The 21,076-nt window shown below is 69.8% G+C and carries 17 protein-coding genes, 1 tRNA gene and 1 riboswitch; of the genes, 3 read left to right on the forward strand and 15 right to left on the reverse strand.

All coding sequences use genetic code 11. From position 1 onward, the window contains the following. Window positions 1-90 precede the first annotated feature (90 nt). Together ACIRA5_RS08680 and ACIRA5_RS08685 are read right to left on the reverse strand one after the other, a co-directional pair. Window positions 91-1,266, reverse strand: coding sequence for a 4-hydroxybenzoate 3-monooxygenase (locus tag ACIRA5_RS08680; RefSeq protein WP_403688793.1), 1,176 nt, complete (start codon window positions 1,264-1,266; stop codon window positions 91-93). Window positions 1,267-1,488: 222 nt separating this feature from the next. Further along, window positions 1,489-1,571 (reverse strand) — tRNA-Leu (locus ACIRA5_RS08685). Between the two features lie 413 nt (window positions 1,572-1,984). Here ACIRA5_RS08685 and ACIRA5_RS08690 point away from each other — a divergent pair. Then, window positions 1,985-2,755, forward strand: coding sequence for an ABC transporter ATP-binding protein (locus ACIRA5_RS08690; RefSeq protein ID WP_352044385.1), 771 nt, complete (start codon window positions 1,985-1,987; stop codon window positions 2,753-2,755). A 195-nt stretch (window positions 2,756-2,950) separates the two neighbouring features. Beyond that, window positions 2,951-5,479, forward strand: a complete 2,529-nt coding sequence (locus ACIRA5_RS08695) for an ABC transporter permease (protein WP_403688796.1) — start codon at window positions 2,951-2,953, stop codon at window positions 5,477-5,479. Window positions 5,480-5,551: 72 nt separating this feature from the next. On the opposite strand, the gene ACIRA5_RS08700 is transcribed toward ACIRA5_RS08695, so the two are convergent. From ACIRA5_RS08700 to ACIRA5_RS08740, 9 genes are all read right to left on the reverse strand, one after another. Beyond that, entirely contained in the window at window positions 5,552-6,853 is a 1,302-nt protein-coding gene (locus tag ACIRA5_RS08700; RefSeq protein ID WP_403688797.1) for a class I SAM-dependent methyltransferase, read from the reverse strand. A gap of 294 nt (window positions 6,854-7,147) precedes the next feature. Beyond that, window positions 7,148-8,548: an NAD(P)/FAD-dependent oxidoreductase gene (locus ACIRA5_RS08705; RefSeq protein ID WP_403688800.1), complete on the reverse strand. Its 1,401-nt coding sequence runs from the start codon at window positions 8,546-8,548 to the stop codon at window positions 7,148-7,150. A gap of 489 nt (window positions 8,549-9,037) precedes the next feature. Then, on the reverse strand, window positions 9,038-9,979 hold the full coding sequence (locus ACIRA5_RS08710; protein ID WP_403688802.1) for an exopolyphosphatase: 942 nt from the start codon (window positions 9,977-9,979) through the stop codon (window positions 9,038-9,040). A gap of 250 nt (window positions 9,980-10,229) precedes the next feature. Beyond that, window positions 10,230-10,766, reverse strand: a complete 537-nt coding sequence (locus ACIRA5_RS08715) for a DUF501 domain-containing protein (RefSeq protein WP_054237267.1) — start codon at window positions 10,764-10,766, stop codon at window positions 10,230-10,232. Between the two features lie 75 nt (window positions 10,767-10,841). Next, complete coding sequence (locus ACIRA5_RS08720; RefSeq protein WP_403688804.1) at window positions 10,842-11,318, reverse strand: septum formation initiator family protein; 477 nt, start codon at window positions 11,316-11,318, stop codon at window positions 10,842-10,844. 101 nt (window positions 11,319-11,419) lie between these two features. After that, the gene (gene eno / locus ACIRA5_RS08725) at window positions 11,420-12,706 is read right to left on the reverse strand and encodes a phosphopyruvate hydratase (RefSeq protein ID WP_060897729.1); all 1,287 of its coding nucleotides are present in this window, start codon (window positions 12,704-12,706) and stop codon (window positions 11,420-11,422) included. A gap of 337 nt (window positions 12,707-13,043) precedes the next feature. Further along, entirely contained in the window at window positions 13,044-13,754 is a 711-nt protein-coding gene (locus ACIRA5_RS08730; protein ID WP_403688805.1) for a transglycosylase family protein, read from the reverse strand. Window positions 13,755-13,758: 4 nt separating this feature from the next. Next, window positions 13,759-13,967: riboswitch (cyclic di-AMP (ydaO/yuaA leader) on the reverse strand. Between the two features lie 138 nt (window positions 13,968-14,105). Then, the gene (locus ACIRA5_RS08735) at window positions 14,106-15,113 is read right to left on the reverse strand and encodes a transglycosylase family protein (RefSeq protein ID WP_403688808.1); all 1,008 of its coding nucleotides are present in this window, start codon (window positions 15,111-15,113) and stop codon (window positions 14,106-14,108) included. Window positions 15,114-15,284: 171 nt separating this feature from the next. Further along, entirely contained in the window at window positions 15,285-16,568 is a 1,284-nt protein-coding gene (locus tag ACIRA5_RS08740; RefSeq protein ID WP_403688810.1) for a cytochrome P450, read from the reverse strand. A gap of 215 nt (window positions 16,569-16,783) precedes the next feature. On the opposite strand from ACIRA5_RS08740, the gene ACIRA5_RS08745 reads away from it, so the two are divergent. Further along, a complete protein-coding gene (locus ACIRA5_RS08745) occupies window positions 16,784-17,995 on the forward strand; it encodes a globin domain-containing protein (protein WP_403688811.1) in 1,212 nt (403 codons plus the stop codon). An 18-nt stretch (window positions 17,996-18,013) separates the two neighbouring features. Here the strand turns inward: ACIRA5_RS08745 and ACIRA5_RS08750 are convergent, their stop codons facing one another. From ACIRA5_RS08750 to ACIRA5_RS08765, 4 genes are all read right to left on the reverse strand, one after another. Continuing rightward, the gene (locus ACIRA5_RS08750) at window positions 18,014-19,000 is read right to left on the reverse strand and encodes a nucleoside triphosphate pyrophosphohydrolase (RefSeq protein ID WP_352044375.1); all 987 of its coding nucleotides are present in this window, start codon (window positions 18,998-19,000) and stop codon (window positions 18,014-18,016) included. A gap of 98 nt (window positions 19,001-19,098) precedes the next feature. Further along, entirely contained in the window at window positions 19,099-19,758 is a 660-nt protein-coding gene (locus ACIRA5_RS08755; RefSeq protein ID WP_403688813.1) for a SurA N-terminal domain-containing protein, read from the reverse strand. 216 nt (window positions 19,759-19,974) lie between these two features. Next, complete coding sequence (locus tag ACIRA5_RS08760; RefSeq protein ID WP_403688814.1) at window positions 19,975-20,616, reverse strand: hypothetical protein; 642 nt, start codon at window positions 20,614-20,616, stop codon at window positions 19,975-19,977. A gap of 93 nt (window positions 20,617-20,709) precedes the next feature. Next, window positions 20,710-21,027, reverse strand: a complete 318-nt coding sequence (locus tag ACIRA5_RS08765) for a hypothetical protein (protein ID WP_351300940.1) — start codon at window positions 21,025-21,027, stop codon at window positions 20,710-20,712. Window positions 21,028-21,076: the final 49 nt, after the last annotated feature.

Below are 21,076 nucleotides of genomic sequence, written 5' to 3' on the forward strand. Positions count from 1 at the left end.
GCGCGTGTCTCCCGGGCCGCGCGCACTGGTACCAAGCCGTGACAGGCCCCCTACGCCCTGCTGGGCGGGGTCCCGGGGCTCTGGCGGCGATCAGTCCAGAGGAAACCCGGTGTAACCCTCCGCCAGGTCCGCCTCGGCCGCCCGTGAAGTGGCGATCCGGCGCAGCCGGGCCAGTTGGACGCGGTTCTCGAAGGGGCTCGCGTCCGGGGCGCGGTGCAGCAGGGTGGTCATGTCGTACGAGAACCGCTCGGCCTGCCAGACGCGGCGCAGACAGGTCTCGGAGTACGCGTCGAGACGTTCCGCCGATCCGGTCTCCTCCAGGTGGACCAGCGCGCGGGCGAACGTCACCACGTCGCCGACGGCGAGGTTGAGCCCTTTGGCGCCGGTCGGGGGAACGATGTGGGCGGCGTCCCCGGCGAGGAAGAGCCGCCCGTGCCGCATGGGCTCGTGGACGTGACTGCGCATCGGGGTGACGGACTTGGAGGTGATGGCCCCGCGCTCCAGACTCCACCCGTCGGCGGTCTCGAAGCGCCGCTCCAGCTCGTCCCAGATCTCCTCGTCCGCCCACGAACCGGCGTCCGTGCCCTCGGGCACCTGGAGGTAGAGCCGGGAGACGGCGGGCGAGCGCATGCTGAGCAGGGCGAAGCCGCGGTCGTGGCGGGCGTAGACCAGTTCGTCGTGGGAGGGCGGCACGTCGGCGAGGATCCCGAGCCAGCTGAAGGGGTACGTCCGCTCGAACACGCGGGAGTGCTCGGCGGGTATCGCCCGCCGGGCCACCCCCCAGAACCCGTCGCAGCCGACGACGTAATCGCACTCCAGTACGTCCTCGCGCCCCTCGTGCCGGAAGCGGACCCGCGGCCGGTCGCTCTCCGCCTCCTCCACCGCCAGTGCCTCGGCCTCGAAGAGCAGCGGGCCGCCCTCCTCGATCTGGAGCGCGATGAGGTCCTTGCAGACCTCCGTCTGGGCGTACACCATCACGGAGCTGCCGCCGGTCAGGGCGGGGAAGTCGACCCGGTGCCGCTCCCGCGCGAACCGCAGCTCGATCCCGTCGTGCCGCAGCCCCTCCCGGTCCATCCGACCGCCGGCCCCGGCGGCCCGCAGCACGTCCACCGTCCCCTGCTCCAGGATCCCGGCGCGCTGGCGCTGCTCGACGTACGCCCGGTCGCGGCTCTCCAGCACGACGGAGTCGATCCCCGCGTTGTGCAGCAGCCGCGCCAGCAGCAGGCCGGCCGGCCCGGCTCCGATGATTCCGACGGTGGTACGCATCCGGCACGCCCCTTCGCGTTCCGCTCAGCCCGCAGTCCGGCTTGTTCGTCCGCCGACTTGTTCGCCTGCCGACTTGTTCGCCTTGCGGCTTGTTCGCCTGGTGAAAATTACTTCACCATTTCCTGACGCGAGTCTGCGACGGCACGCGCTTGCTGTCAACGGTTCACGATGAAGTCGCCGAAGACGCCCCTGAGGGACGCAAAAGGACAGAAGGGTCGGAGGTGCCCGGAACCGGACTTGAACCGGTACGCCCGCGAGGGGCAGCGAGGTTTAAGCTCGCCGTGTCTGCATTCCACCATCCGGGCAGGCCATGGGCTCCGCATTGAGGTTCCGAGCCTATCGGGGCGCATCCCTCGAACAGCGGACGAGCGAACCGATGTTGTCTTATTTTATTGACGTCTGAGGGTGCATCAGCCCCCGGTACGGGCCATCCGCACTTGCCAATAGCCTTTCGGGCGGCACAGACCCGCGTATACGGAATGACGGAATTTCACCGTCCGAACGGACGCACCCACAGGAGTCGTACCCGCACGGCGCTCGGGAAGCACTCAGGGAGCACTCAGGGCGCGGCCTCATCCCCAGGTATGACAAGACCGCCCGCGGTCCGACCCGAGGCTGCCCCCGGAACCGGAACAGCGGCTGACTCCAAGGCGCCGAACGGCCGCGAGGATGGGACACGTCCCCAGAAACACCGTCGTCCCGACAGGAGCACCCTCCCGTGACCACCACGCCCCTCGCCGACCGGGCCACCACCGTGGCCGCCCGCGCCACGGAACTGTCGAAGGTCTACGGACAGGGCGAGACCCAGGTGGTCGCCCTCGACCGGGTCTCCGTCGACTTCCGGCAGGCCGAGTTCACCGCGATCATGGGCCCCTCGGGGTCCGGCAAGTCCACGCTGATGCACTGCGTGGCGGGCCTCGACACCTTCTCCTCCGGCTCCGTGCGCATCGGGGAGACCGAGCTCGGCTCCCTCAAGGACAAGCAGCTCACCAAGCTCCGCCGGGACAAGATCGGCTTCATCTTCCAGGCGTTCAACCTGCTGCCGACGCTGACGGCCCTGGAGAACATCACCCTCCCGATGGACATCGCGGGCCGCAAGCCCGACCGCGAGTGGCTGGACAAGGTCATCACGATGATCGGTCTCTCCGACCGCCTCAGCCACCGGCCCTCCCAGCTCTCCGGCGGCCAGCAGCAGCGCGTCGCCGTCGCCCGCGCGCTCGCCTCCCGGCCCGACATCATCTTCGGCGACGAGCCGACCGGAAACCTCGACTCGCGCTCGGGTGCCGAGGTGCTGGGCTTCCTGCGCAACTCGGTACGGGAGTTGGGGCAGACCGTGGTGATGGTGACCCACGACCCGGTGGCGGCGGCGTACGCGGACCGGGTGGTCTTCCTCGCGGACGGACGGATCGTGGACGAGGTGTACGGACCGACGGCGGACTCCGTCCTGGACCGCATGAAGCAGTTCGACGCCAAGGGCCGCACCAGCTGACCGAGGGCCATCCGCCCCCGGACCCCCGCATCGGCCTGAACGGCCTCGTCCGCACACGCCGGACGGGCTGAAGATGCGCGCAGCGCCCCCCCCTTCAGGGGCGCGGGGAACCACGCGACCAGCCCTCACCGGCCCGCAGACAAGGCCACACCCTCCGCCTGCCGACCGCCTCACCCTCCTGGACTGAGAAACCCCATGTTCCGAACCGCCTTGCGCAACGTGCTCGCGCACAAGGCCAGGCTCCTGATGACCGTGCTCGCCGTAATGCTCGGCGTGGCGTTCGTATCGGGCACCCTGGTCTTCACCAACACCATCTCCGACGCCTACCAGAAGAGCTCCGCCAAGGGCTTCGGCCAGGTCGACGTCGCCATCCAGCCCAAGACCCAGGACGACACGGGCGACAAGGTCGGCAAGGAGCAGAAGCTCACGCAGGCACTGCTCGAGAAGGCCTCCAAGGTCCCCGGCGCCGGCACCACCATGGGCGTCGTGACCGGCTTCACCGCGATAGCGGACAAGGACGGCAAACTCGTCGGCAGCGGCTTCCAGTCGCAGGGCGGCAACTACTGGGGCACCAAGGACGCCCGCTACCCGCTGACCAGCGGCCACGCGCCCAAGGGCAAGAACGAGGTCGCGATCGACTCGGAGACCGCGAGGCGCGCGGGCTACAAGGTCGGCGACACCGTAAGGCTGTCCGTCGACGGCCCCGTCCTCGCCCCCACCGTCGCCGGCGTCTTCACCACCGACGACGGCAACGTCGCGGCCGGCGGCAGCCTCGCCCTCTTCGACACGGCGACCGCGCAGCAGCTCTTCCACCGCGTCGGCGAGTACGACGAGATCGATGTGAAGGCCGCGTCCGGCACCAGCCAGACCGCCCTGCGCGCCGCCCTCGACCAGGTCATCCCGAAGGGCGTCGCCTCCACCACCACCGGCAAGCAGCTCGCCGACGACCAGGCGAGCGCGATCGCCTCCGCGATGAGCGGCATGAAGACGGGCCTGCTGGTCTTCGCGGGCATCGCGCTGTTCGTCGGTACGTTCATCATCGCCAACACCTTCACCATGCTGGTCGCCCAACGCACCAAGGAACTCGCCCTGCTGCGCGCCGTCGGCGCCTCCCGCCGCCAGGTCACCCGCTCCGTGCTCGTCGAGGCCTTCGTCGTCGGCGCGGTCGCCGCGGTGGCGGGTCTGCTCGCGGGCATCGGCATCGGCGCGGGCATGCGCTCGCTGATGGGCTCGCTCGGCGCCACCGTCCCGGACGGCCCGCTGGTGATCTCGCCCGGCACGATCGCCACGGCCCTGCTCGTCGGCATCCTCATCACCATGCTGGCCGCCTGGCTGCCCGGCCGCCGCGCCGCGAAGATCCCGCCGGTCGCCGCGATGAGCAGCGTGCACGCGCAGGCGACGACGAAGTCCCTGGTCGTACGGAACACGATCGGCGCCCTGTTCGCCGCGGCCGGCGTCGCCGTCGTCCTGTACGCGACGACCATGAGCGGCTCGGACGGCCAGGCCCCGATGGGTCTCGGCGCGGTCCTCCTCATCATCGGCGTCTTCGTGCTGACCCCGCTGCTCTCCCGCCCCCTGATCGCGGCCGCGGCCCCGGTGCTCCGTGTCTTCGGGGTCTCCGGCAAGCTGGCCCGCCAGAACTCGGTGCGCAACCCGCGCCGCACGGCCGCCACCGCCTCCGCCCTGATGATCGGGCTCACCCTGATCACCGGTATGACGGTGATGGCGGGCAGCCTGCAGAAGTCGATCGACAAGATGGCCAGCTCCGCGATCAAGGCGGACTACGTCGTGTCGATGGCCAACGGCGTCCCTCTCTCCCCGGACGTCGCGAAGACCCTCGCCGGCCTCGACGGTGTCACCGACACCAGCCCCCTGCGCACCTCGCCCTCGCGCATCGACGGCACGTCCGAGATGCTGGCGGGCGTCAACGGCGAGTCCATCGCCAAGCTCACCGACCTCACGCTCGACGAGGGCGCCTTCAAGGTCGGCGGCACCCAGGTCGTGGTGGACGACGACACCGCCAAGTCGCACGGGTGGAAGGCCGGTTCGGACCTCACGGTCTCCTACGAGGACGGCAAGAAGCAGCGCCTCACCGTCGCCGGGATCTACCACGGCAACATGATGATCAACGGCATCATGGTCGACAACGCGACGCTCTCCCCGCACCTGACGGACGTCACCGACATGCAGGTCATGCTGAAGACGGCCGGCGGCACGTCCGACGCGACGAAGAACAAGCTGGAGAAGGCCCTCGGCAACAACCCGGCCGTCCAGGTCCAGGACAAGAAGGACATCTCCAACAACATCGCGAAGATGTTCACCCTGCTCCTGAACATGCTCTACGGCCTGCTCGCCATGGCGGTCATCGTCGCCGTCCTCGGTGTCATCAACACGCTGGCCATGTCGGTCTTCGAGCGCTCCCAGGAGATCGGGATGCTCCGCGCGATCGGCCTCGACCGCAAGGGCATCAAGCGGATGGTCCGCCTGGAGTCCCTGGTCATCTCGCTCTTCGGCGGCGTGCTCGGCATCGGCCTGGGCGTGTTCTTCGGCTGGGCGGCCGGCGAGCTCGTCGGCAGCAGGATGTCGACGTACGAACTGGTCCTGCCCTGGGGCCGGATGGCTCTCTTCCTGCTCCTCGCGGGGACGGTCGGCGTGCTGGCCGCGCTGTGGCCGGCCCGCCGGGCGTCCCGCCTGAACATGCTGTCGGCGATCAAGTCGGAGTAGCGGAGAACCGGTCACCGGCATCGGGGCCCCGTTCCGGATCGGAACGGGGCCCCGGTCGTCGGCGGACCGGTGTCAGTGGGCCGGGTTCCAGGTTCTGGCCCGCAGGGGCATTCCGGCGGCGCCGGAGGGCTCGGGGGTCCTGATCGCCAGTACCTGGTTGACGCCGATGCGGTTGCGCTCGAAGGCGACCGCGGAGGCCGCCATGTACAGACGCCAGACACGGGCGCGGCCCGGACCGGTGAGCGCCACGGCCCGCGCCCACTGCGCCTCCAGGTTGGTGACCCAGCGGCGGAGCGTGAGGGCGTAGTGCTCGCGGATCGACTCGACGTCGCGGACCTCGAACCCGGCGCGTTCCAGCTGGGTGACGGTCGTGCCGATGGGCGCGAGCTCGCCGTCCGGGAAGACGTAGGCGTCGATGAACTCGTCGACGTCGTACGCCGATTCGTCCCGCCGGGGCGGCCGTGCGATCTGGTGGTTGAGCAACCGCCCGCCCGGCTTGAGGAGGCGGTACAGCACCTCGGCGTACTCCAGGTAGCGCTCGGCGCCCACGTGTTCGGCCATGCCGATGGAGGAGATCGCGTCGTACGGCCCGTCGGCGACGTCCCGGTAGTCCTGCACCCGGATCTCCACCCGGTCGGTCAGCCCCTCGTCCGCGACCCGTTTACGGGCGTACGCGGCCTGCTCGTGCGAGAGCGTGACTCCGACGACGCTCACGCCGTGCTCGCGGGCGGCGTGGATCGCCATCGAGCCCCAGCCGCAGCCGACGTCGAGAAGCCGCTGCCCCGGCCTCAGATCGAGCTTCTGCGCGATGAGTTCCAGCTTGTCGCGCTGAGCGCCCTCGAGGGTTCCGCCGTCCTCCCAGTAGGCGCACGAGTAGACCATCGAGGGCCCGAGGACGATCTCGTAGAAGTCGTTTCCCACGTCGTAGTGGTGGCTGATGGCGCGCTGGTCACTGCGCTTGGTGTGGAGGTGGCGGCGGCGCCTGCGCATCTCTTCCGGGGGCGGGCTGGGCGGCAACGGGAGACCGCCCATCTTCACCAGTCCGCGGACGGCGGCCCGAACCTCCGGATCACGCAGGGCCTCCGCGAGGCCCCGCGCGTCCTCGCCCCGGTCCCAGACGAGCCCCGACAGCAGGTCGAGCGCGGTGTAGAGGTCGCCCTCCACCCCCAGGTCCCCGGCGACCCAGGCCCGGGCGAGCCCCACCTCACCCGGTTTCCACAGCAGCCGGCGCAGGGCGCGCCGGTTGCGGACGACAACGGCGGGGGCGCCGGGAGGGCCCGCTTCCGAGCCGTCCCAGGCGCGGATGCGCATCGGGAGCGGGGCCCCCACCAACTGTTCGACAAGGCTCTTCAGCCGCAGCGCGGCGTCCTGCATGGCGTACACCTCCGAGACAACACTCCCGAACGCTCCAACACCACGTAAACACCAACCGGCCTCGCGCGCAGTCCCCCTTCCGCGTTACAGCTGAGCAAAATACTTGTACCCACCATGTTCTTCCGTGGGGGCGGGAGGGGGCGCGCACTCCGGAACGCCGGGCGCCCCGAGGCTTTCAGGGGCGCGGGGAACTGTGCGACCAGCCCCCACCGGCCCGCAGCCGGACAACGCCAAAGGGACCCCCCGCACCACGGATGGCGGAAGGTCCCTCAGGGACGAACAGGTGACCGGAGGTCAGGAGGCCTTGGCCTTCTCCTCGGTCTTGGCGGCGGCCGGAGCCGAGGCGGCGGCCGGAGCCGGAGCCGGCTTCGCGGCCTCGTAGAACTCCTCACGCGGAGTCTCCATCGCACCGAGCGAGACGACCTCACGCTTGAGGAACATCGCGAGCGTCCAGTCGGCGAAGACCCGGATCTTACGGTTCCACGTCGGCATCGCCAGACCGTGGTAGCCGCGGTGCATGTACCACGCCAGACGGCCCTTGACCTTGATCTTCATCTTGCCCATGACGATCATCGCGACGCCCTTGTGCAGGCCGAGACCCGCGACGGCGCCCTTGTTGGCGTGCGAGTACTCCTTCTGCGGGAAGCCCCGCATGCCGGAGACCACGTTGTCGCCGAGGACCTTCGCCTGACGGAGCGCGTGCTGCGCGTTCGGCGGGCACCAGGCGTTCTCGACCCCGGCCTTGCGCGCGGCGACGTCCGGCACCTGGGCGTTGTCGCCGGCGGCCCAGACGTAGTCCGTGCCCTGCACCTGGAGGGTGGTCTGGGTGTCCACGTGACCACGCGGGCCGAGCGGCAGACCGAAGCGGGAGAGGACGGGGTTCGGCTTGACGCCGGCCGTCCACACGACGGTGTTGGAGTCGACCTCGAGGCCGTTCTTCAGCACGACGTGGCCGTCGACGCAGGAGTCCATGGAGGTGGAGAGGTAGATCTCCACACCACGGCCCTCCAGGTGCTCCTTGCCGTACTGGCCGAGCTTGGGGCCGACCTCGGGGAGGATCTTGTCCGCGGCGTCGACGAGGATGAAGCGCATGTCCTCGCGGGACACGCTGGTGTAGTACTTCGACGCGTCGCGGGCCATGTCCTCGACCTCGCCGATGGTCTCCGCACCCGCGAAGCCACCGCCCACGAAGACGAAGGTGAGCGCCTTGCGGCGGATGTCCTCGTCCGTGGTCGAGTCAGCCTTGTCGAGCTGCTCCAGGACGTGGTTGCGCAGGCCGATGGACTCCTCGATGCCCTTCATACCGATGCCCTGTTCGGCGAGGCCGGGGATCGGGAAGGTGCGGGAGACCGCGCCCATCGCGATGACGAGGTAGTCGAAAGGCAGCTCGTACGCCTCGCCCACGAGGGGGGCGATCGTGGCGACCTTGCGGTCCTGGTCGATGGTGGTGACCCGGCCGGTGAGGACCTCCGCCTTGGGCAGGACGCGTCGCAACGGGACGACGACATGCCGAGGGGAGATGCTGCCGGCGGCGGCTTCGGGGAGGAAGGGCTGGTAGGTCATGTACGACCGGGGGTCGACGACCGTGACGGTCGCCTCGCCGTAGCGCATCTTCTTGAGAATGCGCCGAGCTGCGTACAGGCCTACGTACCCACCGCCTACTACGAGGATCCTGGGACGCTCCGTGGTGCTCATGCCATCGAGTATCCACCCGCCCCTGGAGGGTCGCTCGTGCGCCCCTTCACAAGCTTGGGTGGGCCCTCTGCTACACTGCGCCGCTCACGTGACCCAGGTCATGGCGGCGAGGGGGAACCACCGTGTAGGGGCGACCGTTGTCAACACCGCGTGAGCTGCCGCTCCGGGTGCCCGAACCGGTCGAACCACCCCTCCGCTTCACCCGCCGGAAACACTCCCGGAACACTCCGTTGAGCACCCTCCGGAGCCTGATGAGCCCCCTAGGAGCACTCAAGGGGGCCCATCGTCCCCCCACAGGGCCGAATTCCTTGTGAAGAACTTCACGAAGTTTTCCGGCGGCGTGTCGCCGAGAGGGTCCGAATGGCCCCCTGGGCGCGCTCATACGTTATCCGACCTGCTCAAGGGAGGCTACCAGCGGGTAGTAAAGGCTCCCTCGCCTCATGAGCCGTACTCGGAAACGGCACCCCTCGGCCCCGTCCGGTCAGCCCCTCAGGCGATGGACCACGCGATCCCGTCCAGGATGTCGTGTTCGCTCACCACGACCTCCGCCGCACCGATCCGCTCCATGATCGCGAGCAGGACGAGGGCGCCGGCGGCGATGACGTCGACGCGCCCCGGGTGCATGGAAGGGATCGCGGCGCGCTCGGCGTGGGTGGAGGCCAGCAGCCGCTCGGTGATCTCGCGGACCTTCTCGTACGGGAAGCGGGAGTGGTGGATGGCGGCCGAATCGTAGGCGGGGAGGTCCAGCGCGATGGCCGCGACCGTGGTGACCGAACCCGCGAGGCCGACGAGCGTGTGGGCCTCGTGCAACGGGACCGTCCGCTCGGCGAGGTCGAGGGCCGCCTCGATGTCGGCGCGGATGGCCTCGATCTCGGCGGGGGTCGGCGGGTCGCTGACGACCCCGTCGTGCACGAGGTGCCGCTCGGTCATCCGTACGCAGCCGATGTCCACGGAGCGGGCGGCGCGCACGTGGTCGTCACCGACGACCAGTTCGGTGGACCCGCCGCCGATGTCGACGACCAGGTAGGGCCTGGCGAGGTCGTGCCGGCCCGTCAGTTCCTTGGTCGCGCCGGTGAAGGAGAACTCGGCCTCCTCGTCGCCGGTGATGACCTCGGGCTCGACGCCCAGGATGTCCAGCACGCCGCGTACGAACTCGTCCCGGTTCTCCGCGTCGCGGGAGGCGGAGGTCGCCACGAAGCGCAGTCGCTCCGCGCCGTGCCGTTTGATGATCGCCGCGTACTCGCGGCAGGCCTCGAAGGTGCGCTCCAGTGCCTCGGGGGCGAGGCGTCCGGTGCGGTCGACGCCCTGACCGAGCCGGACGATCGTCATCCGGCGGTCCAGATCGACGAGTTCTCCCGTCACCGGGTTCGCGTCGGCGACGAGGAGGCGGATCGAATTCGTACCGCAGTCGATGGCGGCGACCCTGGTCATCGGTTGTTGTCTCCTGCTCGTGAATTCGTTTCGACGACGTGCGACCGAGGCGCACAGGGCTCCGGGGCGAAGCCCCGCCTTCGGCGCGCGGGGAACTGCGCGCTCAACCCCCACCCACCCGCAGACAAAGCACTCCGGACGCACGGGGCTCCGGGGCGAAGCCCCGCCCTCGGGGGCGCGGGGAACTGCGCGCTCAACCCCCACCCACCCGCAGACAGATCACGCACCGGGAGGACGCGGCGCAGCCCGCTCACTCCCCCTCGGACGGCGGCTCCGCCGCCACCACGCACGCACCCTTGCGCCACCACTCCGGCAGCATCGCGATCGCCTCGTCGCCCAGCGGATTCACCCCGGGCCCCGCGGCCAGCGAGTGCGCCACCAGCACATGCAGACACTTCACCCGGTCCGGCATCCCACCGGCGCTCGGAAAGCCCGCCAGTACCTCGATGGCGTCGCGCCGCGCGATGTAGTCCTCGTGGGCGGCCCGGTACGCGGCGGCCAGCTCGGGATCGGTCGCCAGCCGGTCCGTCATCTCCTTCATGACGCCGTTGGCCTCCAGCGTGCCGATCGCGGAGGCCGCGCGCGGGCACGTGAGGTAGTACGTCGTCGGGAACGGCGTACCGTCCGGCAGCCGGGGCGCCGTCTCCACCACGTCCGGCTGACCGCAGGGACAGCGGTGCGCGATCGCCCGCAGCCCGCGCGGCGGCCGGCCGAGCTGTTGCTTGAAGGCCTCGACGTCCGCGTCGGTCGGCTCGGTGCGCGGGGTGGGCGGCGGGGGCGTTTCCATGCCTGTGCTCAAGTCTCTTTCTTCTTCAATTCACCGGTCGTCAATTCACCGGTCGTCAGGTCACCGGCCATCAGGTCACCGGTCGGAGTGGTCCGACTTGTCGACGCCGTCCCAGACGTTGGCGTACCAGGGGCGGGCTGCCACCCCCAGATCCGTACGCGACTGCTTCGCCGCGTCCGGGTCGATCACGACGTATCCGGTCTCGCCCGGCATCACATAGTGCAGCCGTTCCCGGATCTGCTGCTTCGCGTACGCGTCGTCCTGCCAGCGCGCCTTGAGGTCACGCAGCTGTTCGACCCGGGCGCGGGCCCGCTCCTGCTGTCGCTCCAGATCGGCGATCTCGGCGCGCTGGGACACGTACTGCCTTATCGGGTACGCAAGGGCCACGATCAGAGAACAGAGTACGAGAGCCAGCAGCGCGGCGCGGCCGGTCAGGCGTGAGCGGCGGGCCTGGCGCTTGGTCTGCGAGCGGTAGACGCGGGCCGCCGTCTGCTCGCCGAGCAGCTTCAGCCTGGTCGCGGTGGAGAACCGGTCCCGGTCCTTCACGGCCATGTCCCGCCTCCCGTTCACACGCGCGTACGTCCCCGGACACGGTACGGGACCGGGTACGGGGACGTACGTACGACTGGCTAAGGCTTGACCCTCTGCGGGTGTCAGCCCTTGAAGCGCGGGAAGGCGCTGCGGCCCGCGTACACCGCCGCGTCGTCGAGGATCTCCTCGATGCGCAGCAGCTGGTTGTACTTGGCGACGCGGTCCGAGCGGGCCGGGGCGCCGGTCTTGATCTGGCCGCAGTTCACCGCGACGGCGAGGTCGGCGATGGTGACGTCCTCGGTCTCGCCGGAGCGGTGGGACATCATGCACTTGAAGCCGTTGCGCTGGGCCATCTCGACGGCGTCCAGGGTCTCGGTCAGCGAGCCGATCTGGTTGACCTTGACGAGCAGGGCGTTCGCGGAGCCCTCCTCGATGCCGCGGGCCAGGCGCTCCGGGTTGGTGACGAAGAGGTCGTCGCCGACGATCTGGACCTTGTCGCCCAGCTTCTCGGTGATGACGTTCCAGCCGGCCCAGTCGTCCTCGTACAGCGGGTCCTCGATGGAGACCAGCGGGTACGCGGAGACGAGCTCCTCGTAGTACTCGGTCATCTCGGCGGCCGAGCGGGACTTGCCCTCGAACTCGTACTTGCCGTCCTTGTAGAACTCGGACGCGGCGACGTCGAGCGCGAGCGCGATCTGCTCACCGGGGATGTAACCGGCCTGCTTGATGGCCTCGAGGATGAGGTCGAGCGCGGCGCGGTTCGACTCCAGGTTCGGGGCGAAGCCGCCCTCGTCGCCCAGGCCGGTGGACAGGCCCTTGGTCTTCAGCACCTTCTTGAGGGTGTGGTAGACCTCGGCGCCCCAGCGCAGGGCCTCGGAGAAGGACTCCGCACCGATCGGGGCGATCATGAACTCCTGGATGTCCACGTTGGAGTCGGCGTGCGAGCCGCCGTTCAGGATGTTCATCATCGGAACGGGCAACAGGTGCGCGTTCGGGCCGCCCAGGTAGCGGAAGAGGGGGAGGTCGGACGCCTCGGAGGCGGCGTGCGCGACGGCGAGCGAGACGCCGAGGATGGCGTTGGCGCCGAGCGAGCCCTTGTTGTCGGTGGCGTCCAGGTCGAACATCGCCTGGTCGATCAGGCGCTGCTCGGTGGCGTCGTAACCGACGAGCTCCGGGCCGATCTGCTCGATGACGGCGAGGACGGCCTTCTCGACACCCTTGCCGCCGTAACGGTTGGGGTCACCGTCACGCAGCTCGATGGCCTCGAAGGCGCCGGTGGACGCGCCGGACGGAACGGCGGCACGACCCGTGCTGCCGTCGTCGAGGCCGACCTCGACCTCGACCGTGGGGTTGCCTCGGGAGTCCAGGATTTCCCGGGCTACGACGACGTCGATGGACGGCACGAGCATCTCCTTCTGGGATGTGACGCGGGTACGCGGAGCCTGTGATGGCTTCGCGACATGAGCCTAACCGCCCCGGGGGGATCGGCCAGCCGGTCGCCCACCCCTTGGGCAGAACTGAACGTACACATTGTTCCAGAACGGAACAAAAACGGGTACGGAAATCTGGGTACGAAACGCTCCGTACGAAATGCCGGAGACGAAAAACCCCGCTCCGGCGCGTACGGGGGAACACGCACCGGAGCGGGGAGCCCGTGGGGACGGGGGCGACCCTCACCGGGGTCTCCAGTGTGGAGACCCCTTTTATGGGGGACCTGTCATTCAGCTGGGGTGAAGCTGCCGATCATCAGCTGAGGTGCAGCTGCTGACCCGGGTAGATGAAGTCGGCGTCGTCGACGATGTCCTTGTTCAGCTTGAACAGCTGCTGCCAGCCGCCCTTGACCTTCTTCTTCTCGGCGATCGAGCTGAGGCTGTCACCCTTGACGACCTTGTACTCGCCGTCACCCTTCTTGACCTTCTTGCCGGTCGGGGTGGAGACGGTCTTCTGGGCGGCCGGGCGGGACGCCGAACGGGAGGCCGCGGTGTCCGTCGAGCGGGTGGTGGTGCTGGCGCTCGGCGAGCTGTTCGACGAGGAGCTGTTCGAGGAAGACGAGGTCGACGGGGTGCTCGCACCGCCGGTGTACGCGGCGCCCGACAGGCCCGTGCCACAGGTCGGCCAGGCGCCCTTGCCCTGCGCGGCGAGGACCTTCTCGCCGACGGTGATCTGCTGGGACTTGGACGCCTGGTTGGCGGTCGCGGCGTACGCGGTGCCGCCGTACGCGGCCCAGGTGGAGGCCGAGAACTGCAGACCGCCGTAGTAGCCGTTGCCGGTGTTGATGGACCAGTTCCCGCCGGACTCGCACTGGGCGACGGCGTCCCACTGGGAGGCGGTGGCGGCGGAGGCGTTGCCGGCCGCCATCAGCGGAGCGGCGATGGCGACACCGGTGACACCGGCGAGCGTGGCGACACGAGTGGCCTTGGACGGACGGCGGTGCTTGCCCTTGCTGGAAAACAGCATGGAGAGATCCCCTCACCGACGCCTGCGAGGTGAGCTGTCGGGTTCGGGCGGGTGAGTGCCCGGCCGTGCGCTCTGAGCGCTCGGCTTCACCCCAAGCCGCTCCCGGTCAACTACCGGGCGCGGCGCATACCTTGGGTCCCCCGCTCCTGCCTACGGCGCTGACGCGTCGACTGTTCCCGTACGGCCGTTGGCAGGATTCGGCGTTGACGACCGTCGGGGCCCGCTGTGGCGAGCGGTCATGACCGTAAGCAGTCGATCGGCTGAATTCCAAAGACGATCAGGGCCTTTGAGATCCATCTCTCACTCGCGCCAAACCGGACATTACGCAGCGAACCATGACGCGAACTGCCCCTACTTTTCGCCCGATTCGGCACCAACTGCAAGGCTCTGACCGGGGAGGATGAGGTTCGGGTCGACGCCGACCGTCTTCTTGTTCGCGTCGTACAGCTCGGCCCATCCGCCTTCGAGGTCAAGGGCGTCCGCGATGGTCCAGAGATTGTCTCCGGCGCGCACGACGTAGGAGCCGTCGACGACATCACGGGAGGCGCCGGCTCCGCGCGAGGCATGCCGCCCGGAGGAGTCGTCGCCACGGCCGTCCACGGCGCTGTCGGTGGTGTTCTCGTCCGCGGTGCCGCCACGGTGGCGCCCCGCACCGGTCGTCGCGTTCTCGGACGTACCGGAAGAGTCGTCGCCCTGGCCGGAGTTGCCCGAGTTGTCGCTCTTCGACGCAGCCGTGTCGGAGCCGTCCGCCCCCTGGGCGTCGCCGCTGGTGTCGGCCTTCGTCGTGTTCTCGGCCGCGTTCCCGGACGCCTTCGAGGACGAGTCGGATGAAGACGAGTCAGACGAAGACGAATCGGACTTCGAGCCGGAAGAGGTGGACGGGGTTGAATTCTTGGACGAACTGGACGAATCGGAGGAACCGGATGAATCCACTGTGCTGGACGAGTCGTTCGCCACGCCCGTGTCGACCAGGATGTCGCCCGAGTTCTTGCTCAGCCCGGAGAGCGGTCCACAGGTCGGCCAGGGGGTGAGGCCCTGGTGGTCGAGGAGCTTCTCGGCGATGGCTATCTGCTGCGAGCGGCTGGCCTCGTCGGCGCTCGACGCGTAGATGAGGCCGCCGTACTTCTCCCAGTCCGCCTGGCTGATCTGGAGCCCGCCGTAATACCCGTTGCCACTGTCGGCACTCCACTGGCCGGCGCTCTCGCACTCGGCGACCCGGTCCCACGTGGTGCCGTCGGCCGCGCTCGCGCTGGTGGCACCGAGCAACGGGATCGCGATGGCGGATCCGGTCACTCCTGCCGCGACGATGAGGGCCGGGGCCTGACGGGGGCGACGATGGCGGCCGTTCCCGGAGAGCATGCGGAAGCCTTTCACGTGACAGCAGGTGACTACGCGACGTGTGAGTCGCGTTGACGAGTGAACGTATCCGCACCCGAACACTTGTCACAAGTCGATGCAGCGTAGATCACGTGAAGATCACAGAGTTGAGTGCGCGTCAGGTTTGAGCGCCCGCAGGTGTATGGTCGCCCGCTATCGCGCGACCGGTACCGGAGGCGTGAACTCCACTGGAAGCGTGCGCAATCCACGCATAATGAGCCCTCCGCGCCAGCGCAAATCGGCCGAATCTCCCGCGAGTTGAAGGTCGGGGAGGCGGGTGAGGAGGGTGGCGAGCGCGGTCTGGCCCTCCAGGCGGGCGAGCGGGGCGCCGAGGCAGTAGTGGATGCCGTGGCCGTAGCCGAGGTGTTGGTTGTCACGGCGGGAGAGGTCGAGCGTGTCCGGCTGTTCGAACCGCGCGGGGTCACGGTCCGCAGCCGCGAGGACCACGAGGACGGGGTCGCCGGGCGCGATGCCCTGCCCGCCGATGCACACGGCCTCGGTGGCGAACCGCCACGTGGCCAGTTCCACGGGCCCGTCGTAACGGAGGAGTTCCTCGACGCCGGTCTCGAGGAGTTCGCGTTCGCGGGCGGCGAGGGACTCCTGGAGGCGCGCGCGCTGCTCGGGGTGGGTGAGGAGGGCGTACATGCCGTTGCCGATGAGATTGACGGTCGTCTCGAACCCGGCGAAGAGCAGGATGAAGGCCATGGCGGCGGCCTCGTTCTCCGTGAGGTGCTCGCCATGGTCGGACGCGCGGATGAGACCGGAGATGAGGTCCTCACCGGGCGCGGGCGTGTCGGGAAGGCCTTCCCGCTTCCTGTGAATGAGTTCGAGCAGATACGCGCGCATCTTCTTGACCGACCGCGCGACCCCGCCCCGCGGTCCGCCACCGTGCCGGATCATCATTCCCGCCCAGTCCCGGAAGTCGTCCTGGTCCTCGCGGGGCACGCCCAGCAGGTCGCAAATGGCGTAAATGGGAAGCGGGAACGCGAACTCGTGGATCAGATCGGCGGAACCCTTCTCCGCGAATTGGTCGATCAGCTGATCGGTGAGCTCCTGCACGCGTGGCGCGAACTCGGCCACGCGTCGCGGCGTGAACGCCTTCGAGACCAGCCGCCGCAGCCGGGTGTGGTCCGGCGGGTCGATGTTCAGCAGATGCGTCATCAACTCGGCCTTGCGCTCCCCCGGAATACCCGTCTTCCCTTTCGCGTGGGCGGGTTCGTCGTGGTGCGCCGGATTCTTGCTGAGCCGCGCGTCGGCGAGCGCCTGCTTGGCGTCCGCGTACCGCGTCACCAGCCAGGCCTCCACCCCACTCGGCAGCCGCGTCCTGTGTACGGGGGCGTGCTCCCGCAGCCAGGCGTACGCGGGGTAGGGATCGCTGGCGAACTCCCAGGTGAAGAGTTCCGGGGCGGGGCTGAACGGCGGCGGCTGATCGGTCACTCCCTGACGGTATCCGGAGGGAGGGGGAGCGGGGTGGGGGCGGTGCGGGGGTGGGGGGGCGGCGTGTCTGCGGGGGTGGGAGGCGGCGTGTCTGCGGGGGTAGGGGGCGGCGTGTGTGCGTGGGGGCGGTGCGGGCCGCGCCCCGTTCATCCCGGGCCGTCCCGAAATCGTCTGCTGTTTGACTCCACGGCTCGCCTCCTCCATAAATTCGCGCCGTGGACCCCGAAATACTCAGATCCAGCTTCGCGGTCGTCGAAAGACGGGCCGAGTTCGCGGTCAAGTACTTCTACTCGCATCTCTTCCGGCACAACCCGGACGTCCGCGGGCTCTTCCCCCTGGACTTCCCGGAGGACATGGAGCGACAGCGGGACCGGTTGTTCGCGGCACTCACGTATGTGATGGAGCGGCTGGAGGATCCGACGCTGCCGGGGTACCTGCGGGAGCTGGGACGGGACCACCGGAAGTACCTGGCCGAGCCGGAGCACTACGCCGCTGTCGGGGCGAGCCTGATCGCCGCGTTCGCCGCCGTCGCGGGGTCGGCCTGGAGCGCGGAGGCCGAGAAGGCCTGGGCCGAGGCGTACGGGGCGATCACGAACGTCATGCTCCAGGGCGCGTGGGAGGCACAGCACGCGGGTGAACCGCCCTGGTGGGACGCCGAGGTCGTGTCCCGCACCCGGCACGGCGACGACCTCGTCGTACTGACCCTCCGCCCGCATCACCGGCTGCGCTACTCCCCCGGCCAGTACGTCAGCGTCAGCGTCCCCCATCTGCCGGGCATCTGGCGCCCGTACTCGCTCGGCAACGCGCCCCGCGCCGACCACACCGTCGACCTGCACGTCAGCCGCGTCGAGGACGGGGTGCTGTCCACCGCCCTGGTCCGGCAGACCCGGGAGGGCGATGTCCTGCGGCTCGGCGCACCCGGCGGCGCCCTGACCCTGCGGGCGCCGGTGGAACGGCCGCTGACCCTCATCGCGGCCGGCACCGGATGGGCCCCCGTCAAGGCGCTGCTCCAGCAACTCGACGCCACGCACGAGGCCCGGCTGTTCCTCGTGGCCCGCGACACCTCGTACCTCTACGACCGGTCGGCCGTGGAACGACTCCAGTCCCGGTTGCCCCGCCTCGGCGTCACCTTCATCACCCCCGCGCCCGGCCGCCCCAAGGCCCAGGCCACCGAGCGACTGCTGACCGCGCTGGGCAACCGCGCCGGCTGGGCCCGCCACGACGTCTATCTCGCCGGGCCGCCCCAGCTCGTCGAGGAGATCGCCGAGGCCCTCCCCGCCCTCGGCACCCCGCCGGAACAGATCTTCCACGACCTCCTCCCACCCGCCGACCCCAGCCGCCCCCGCCCGCTGGGCCCCGCGGAGTGGCTCCTGGACCGCCCCCGCCCCGCCTGGCACAACCCGGCAAGCCGCGCCCCCCGCACGTAACCCCCGAACCGCCGGCCCTCAGCCCGTCTCCGTCGCACGGATCGCGTCCCGGTAGGCCCGCGCCGCCGCGCGCAGGGCCGCCTCCGGGTCCACTCCCTCGGCCTCCGCGTGGGCGGCGATGGCCAGCAGCTCGTAGCCGACGCCTTCGCCGCGGGGGAGTTCGACCTCAAGTCCCGCAGTGCGCACGCGCGATGCCAGCTTCGCCGCGAGGGCCAGGCCCGGCTGGCCCAGCGGTATCCCCTCCGTCACGGACGTCCGCCGCTTCTCCTCGGCCTTGGTGCGCAGCCAGTGCTCCTTGACCTCCTCGGGGGTCGTGGCCGTCTCGTCGCCGAACACGTGCGGGTGGCGGTGGATCAGCTTGGCGACGATGCCGCCGGCCACGTCGTCGATGGAGAAGGGAGTCTCGGCGTCCTCCTCCGCGATCCTGGCGTGGAAGACGACCTGGAGCAGAACGTCGCCGAGCTCTTCCCTGAGCTCGTCCCGGTCGCCCTCCTCGATCGCCTCGACGAGCTCGTACGCCTCCTCGATCCCGTACTTCGCGAGGCCCTTGTGGGTCTGCTGGGACGACCACGGGCACTCGACGCGGATGCGGTCCATGACCTGGACGAGGTCGAGGAGGCGGGCGCCCGGCAGGTCGTACGAGGCCGGGAGCAGCTCCAGGTCGGGCATCTGTATGCGGCCGGAGCCGGCGAGGCGGGCCAGTCCGTCGGTGAGGCGCGGCTCGCCCTCCCCGGTGGCGACGACGACCACCGTGCGGCCACCGGCGCAGGCGTCCACCAAGTCCTGGGCATCGGGGGAAGCCTCGTCGACGCCGATGCCCGCCTCACGCAGATACGGCAGCTGTGGATGTGCGCCGTCCGCACACAGCACCTGGTCGGCGGCGCGCAGCACCTGCCAGGCGGGCCAGGACAGCAGCCCCGGGGCGACGCGGTGGCTGGTGGTGAGCAGGACGATACGGCCGGGGTCGGGAACCTGGGCGGTGGCGTCGGAGCTGGTTGCGTTCACCCCACGAACGTAACGCACGCCACCGACGCCCCCAGGAGTTATCCACAGGCCGGGAGGGGGATGAACCGTTTATCCACAGCCCCGCCCCCAGTGACCTACTACGCCGTCTGCTGCGTCCCCGTCGACGTGACCTCCCGCAGCCACGGCGTCTTCACGTCGACGCGGCTGCTCTTCTGGACGTCCCAGGCGCCGTAGCGCGGGTTCAGATCGACGTTCAGCTTCTTGGACGCGTCGGACATGGCCTTCCAGAACGTGGCCTTGCCGTCGGTGGTGTTCATGTCGGCGCCGAGCGCGGCGGCGAGCTTCTGGGCCTCGATCTCGGTACGGAGGTTGTCGTCGAGACGCCGGGGCGCCACCCCGTACTGCTGCAGCCAGGCCGTCTCCAGCGCCTTCGCACCGCCCGCCTGGCCCTCCAGCGCCGTCCGCATCTGCTGGGTGTCCGCGCGGGTGACACTCACGCCCGCGTCCTTGGCGGCCCGGTCGAGAACCTGGTCGAGGACCATGGTGTGCAGGGTGTCGCGGGTGAGGCTGCCGGTCTTGGCGATGGCCTGCTCGTACTGGGTCTCGTCCTTGACGGCGGCCCGCTGTGCCGAGCGCACCTCGTTCACCCGGCTCTCCAACTGCGCGACCGTGATCCGCCGGCCACCGACGACGGCCGCGGCGCCTGGGTGCGCCTCGCCACCGCACGCCGTGAGAAGGGGGGCCGCTGCGACGATCGCGGCGGAGAGGACGAACGCGGTGCGACGGCGGCGGTGCAAGGAAACCTCCCGAGGAGATTGTGCGACGGTGCACAAAGTCTTGCGGTGATCGATGGTAGGCAGTGGCCCGGCTCTCGGCCAGCCATTCGACCAACGATTCGCGGAGACTTCAGATACCGGCGCGGCTGCCGTGACGAGCGGGACGGCCACCGTCCGCTCGTACGACCGTTCACATCCGCTCGTACGACCGATCGCGTCCTGTCGTACCGGCCGCGGCTAACCGCGCGCCTTGACCTCGCGCTCGACGACCCCGGCGACCTCGGCGCGCAGTCCGTCGCCGACGCGTGTCACGGTGATGTTCTTGGCGCTCGTGGAGTCGGCTCCGGCATCCCCCACCAGCACGAAGTCGACCTTCTGGTACTGCGGGGCGGTCTGCGTGGCCGCCGTGACCTCGGGCTTTCCGGTCGCGACGACCACGTCGCAGGACCGCTGGAGCAGGCCGTTGAGGTAGGGCCGCGCGTTGGCCGCGGACTGCTCACCGGTCACCGGGACATAGCTCACGCGCGCGTGCGTCTTGAGGGACGCGTCCTGCATGCCCTGCCAGACCTCGGCCGCGGTGGTCCCGGCCGTGATCCCGTCCTTGCCGGTCAGCAGGCAGGCGTCGACGTCCTTGTAGTGGCGGGCCCGGGTGTCGGGCACCTGAGGCTTCGTGTCGGTGCGGGAGAGGAAGTACCCGGTGACCGCGACCGCGACCGCGACGATCACGGCACCCGCCACCATCGCGATCCCCCTGCCGCCCAGTACACGCGGCCACTGGAGTACCGCCCGCACACCGGCGGCGAGCCTCGACTCCTGCGTGGCGTCGCGCGCCGCCTTCGCGCGCTGCGCCTGCGGCACCTGCCTGACCCGCTTGACCACGTGGTTCCCGTACTTCCGCTTCTTCGCTCTTCCGCGCTTCCGTGTTTTCGTGCGGCCGGTCCGGCCGGTGCGGCCCGTGCGGCCGGTGCGCCGCTAGTACCCGACGCGCCGGGGCCAGACCGTCCAGGCGTGCACCGCCGCGCCGACCATCGACACCAGGATCAGGAGCACGTCGTCCGCGAACTCGAGGCCGTGGGTGGTCTCGGGCGTGAGCGAGAGCTGCATGACCCACGCCACCAGCACCGCGCAGAACCCCCCGAAGACCGCCCAGTCCGCGCGGGTGCCCCGCCGCAGGGCGATCACGAGGGACGGAACCGGACACAACAGCCCCAGGCTGACGACGGGAAGCGCCGCCAGTCCGGCACGGACGGCGGACGGTCCGACGACCGCCGGCAGCCTTTCGACCCTCATGTCCTGCTCCTCCTCCGGTTGTTCTCCGGTTGATGTTCTCCGGCGGTCT

Origin of the sequence: Streptomyces sp. NPDC096311 (genome assembly GCF_044763085.1) — a bacterium.
Lineage (GTDB): Bacteria > Actinomycetota > Actinomycetes > Streptomycetales > Streptomycetaceae > Streptomyces.

What these genes read in the sequence shown, in the direction of transcription:
- ACIRA5_RS08715 (WP_054237267.1), bottom strand. Translation starts at nt 10,766, where the DNA reads ATGGAAACGCCCCCGCCGCCCACCCCGCGCACCGAGCCGACCGACGCG.
- eno (WP_060897729.1), bottom strand. Translation starts at nt 12,706, where the DNA reads ATGCTCGTGCCGTCCATCGACGTCGTCGTAGCCCGGGAAATCCTGGAC.
- ACIRA5_RS08735 (WP_403688808.1), bottom strand. Translation starts at nt 15,113, where the DNA reads ATGCTCTCCGGGAACGGCCGCCATCGTCGCCCCCGTCAGGCCCCGGCC.
- ACIRA5_RS08680 (WP_403688793.1), bottom strand. Translation starts at nt 1,266, where the DNA reads ATGCGTACCACCGTCGGAATCATCGGAGCCGGGCCGGCCGGCCTGCTG.
- ACIRA5_RS08765 (WP_351300940.1), bottom strand. Translation starts at nt 21,027, where the DNA reads ATGAGGGTCGAAAGGCTGCCGGCGGTCGTCGGACCGTCCGCCGTCCGT.
- ACIRA5_RS08705 (WP_403688800.1), bottom strand. Translation starts at nt 8,548, where the DNA reads ATGAGCACCACGGAGCGTCCCAGGATCCTCGTAGTAGGCGGTGGGTAC.
- ACIRA5_RS08730 (WP_403688805.1), bottom strand. Translation starts at nt 13,754, where the DNA reads ATGCTGTTTTCCAGCAAGGGCAAGCACCGCCGTCCGTCCAAGGCCACT.
- ACIRA5_RS08695 (WP_403688796.1), top strand. Translation starts at nt 2,951, where the DNA reads ATGTTCCGAACCGCCTTGCGCAACGTGCTCGCGCACAAGGCCAGGCTC.
- ACIRA5_RS08720 (WP_403688804.1), bottom strand. Translation starts at nt 11,318, where the DNA reads ATGGCCGTGAAGGACCGGGACCGGTTCTCCACCGCGACCAGGCTGAAG.
- ACIRA5_RS08710 (WP_403688802.1), bottom strand. Translation starts at nt 9,979, where the DNA reads ATGACCAGGGTCGCCGCCATCGACTGCGGTACGAATTCGATCCGCCTC.
- ACIRA5_RS08700 (WP_403688797.1), bottom strand. Translation starts at nt 6,853, where the DNA reads ATGCAGGACGCCGCGCTGCGGCTGAAGAGCCTTGTCGAACAGTTGGTG.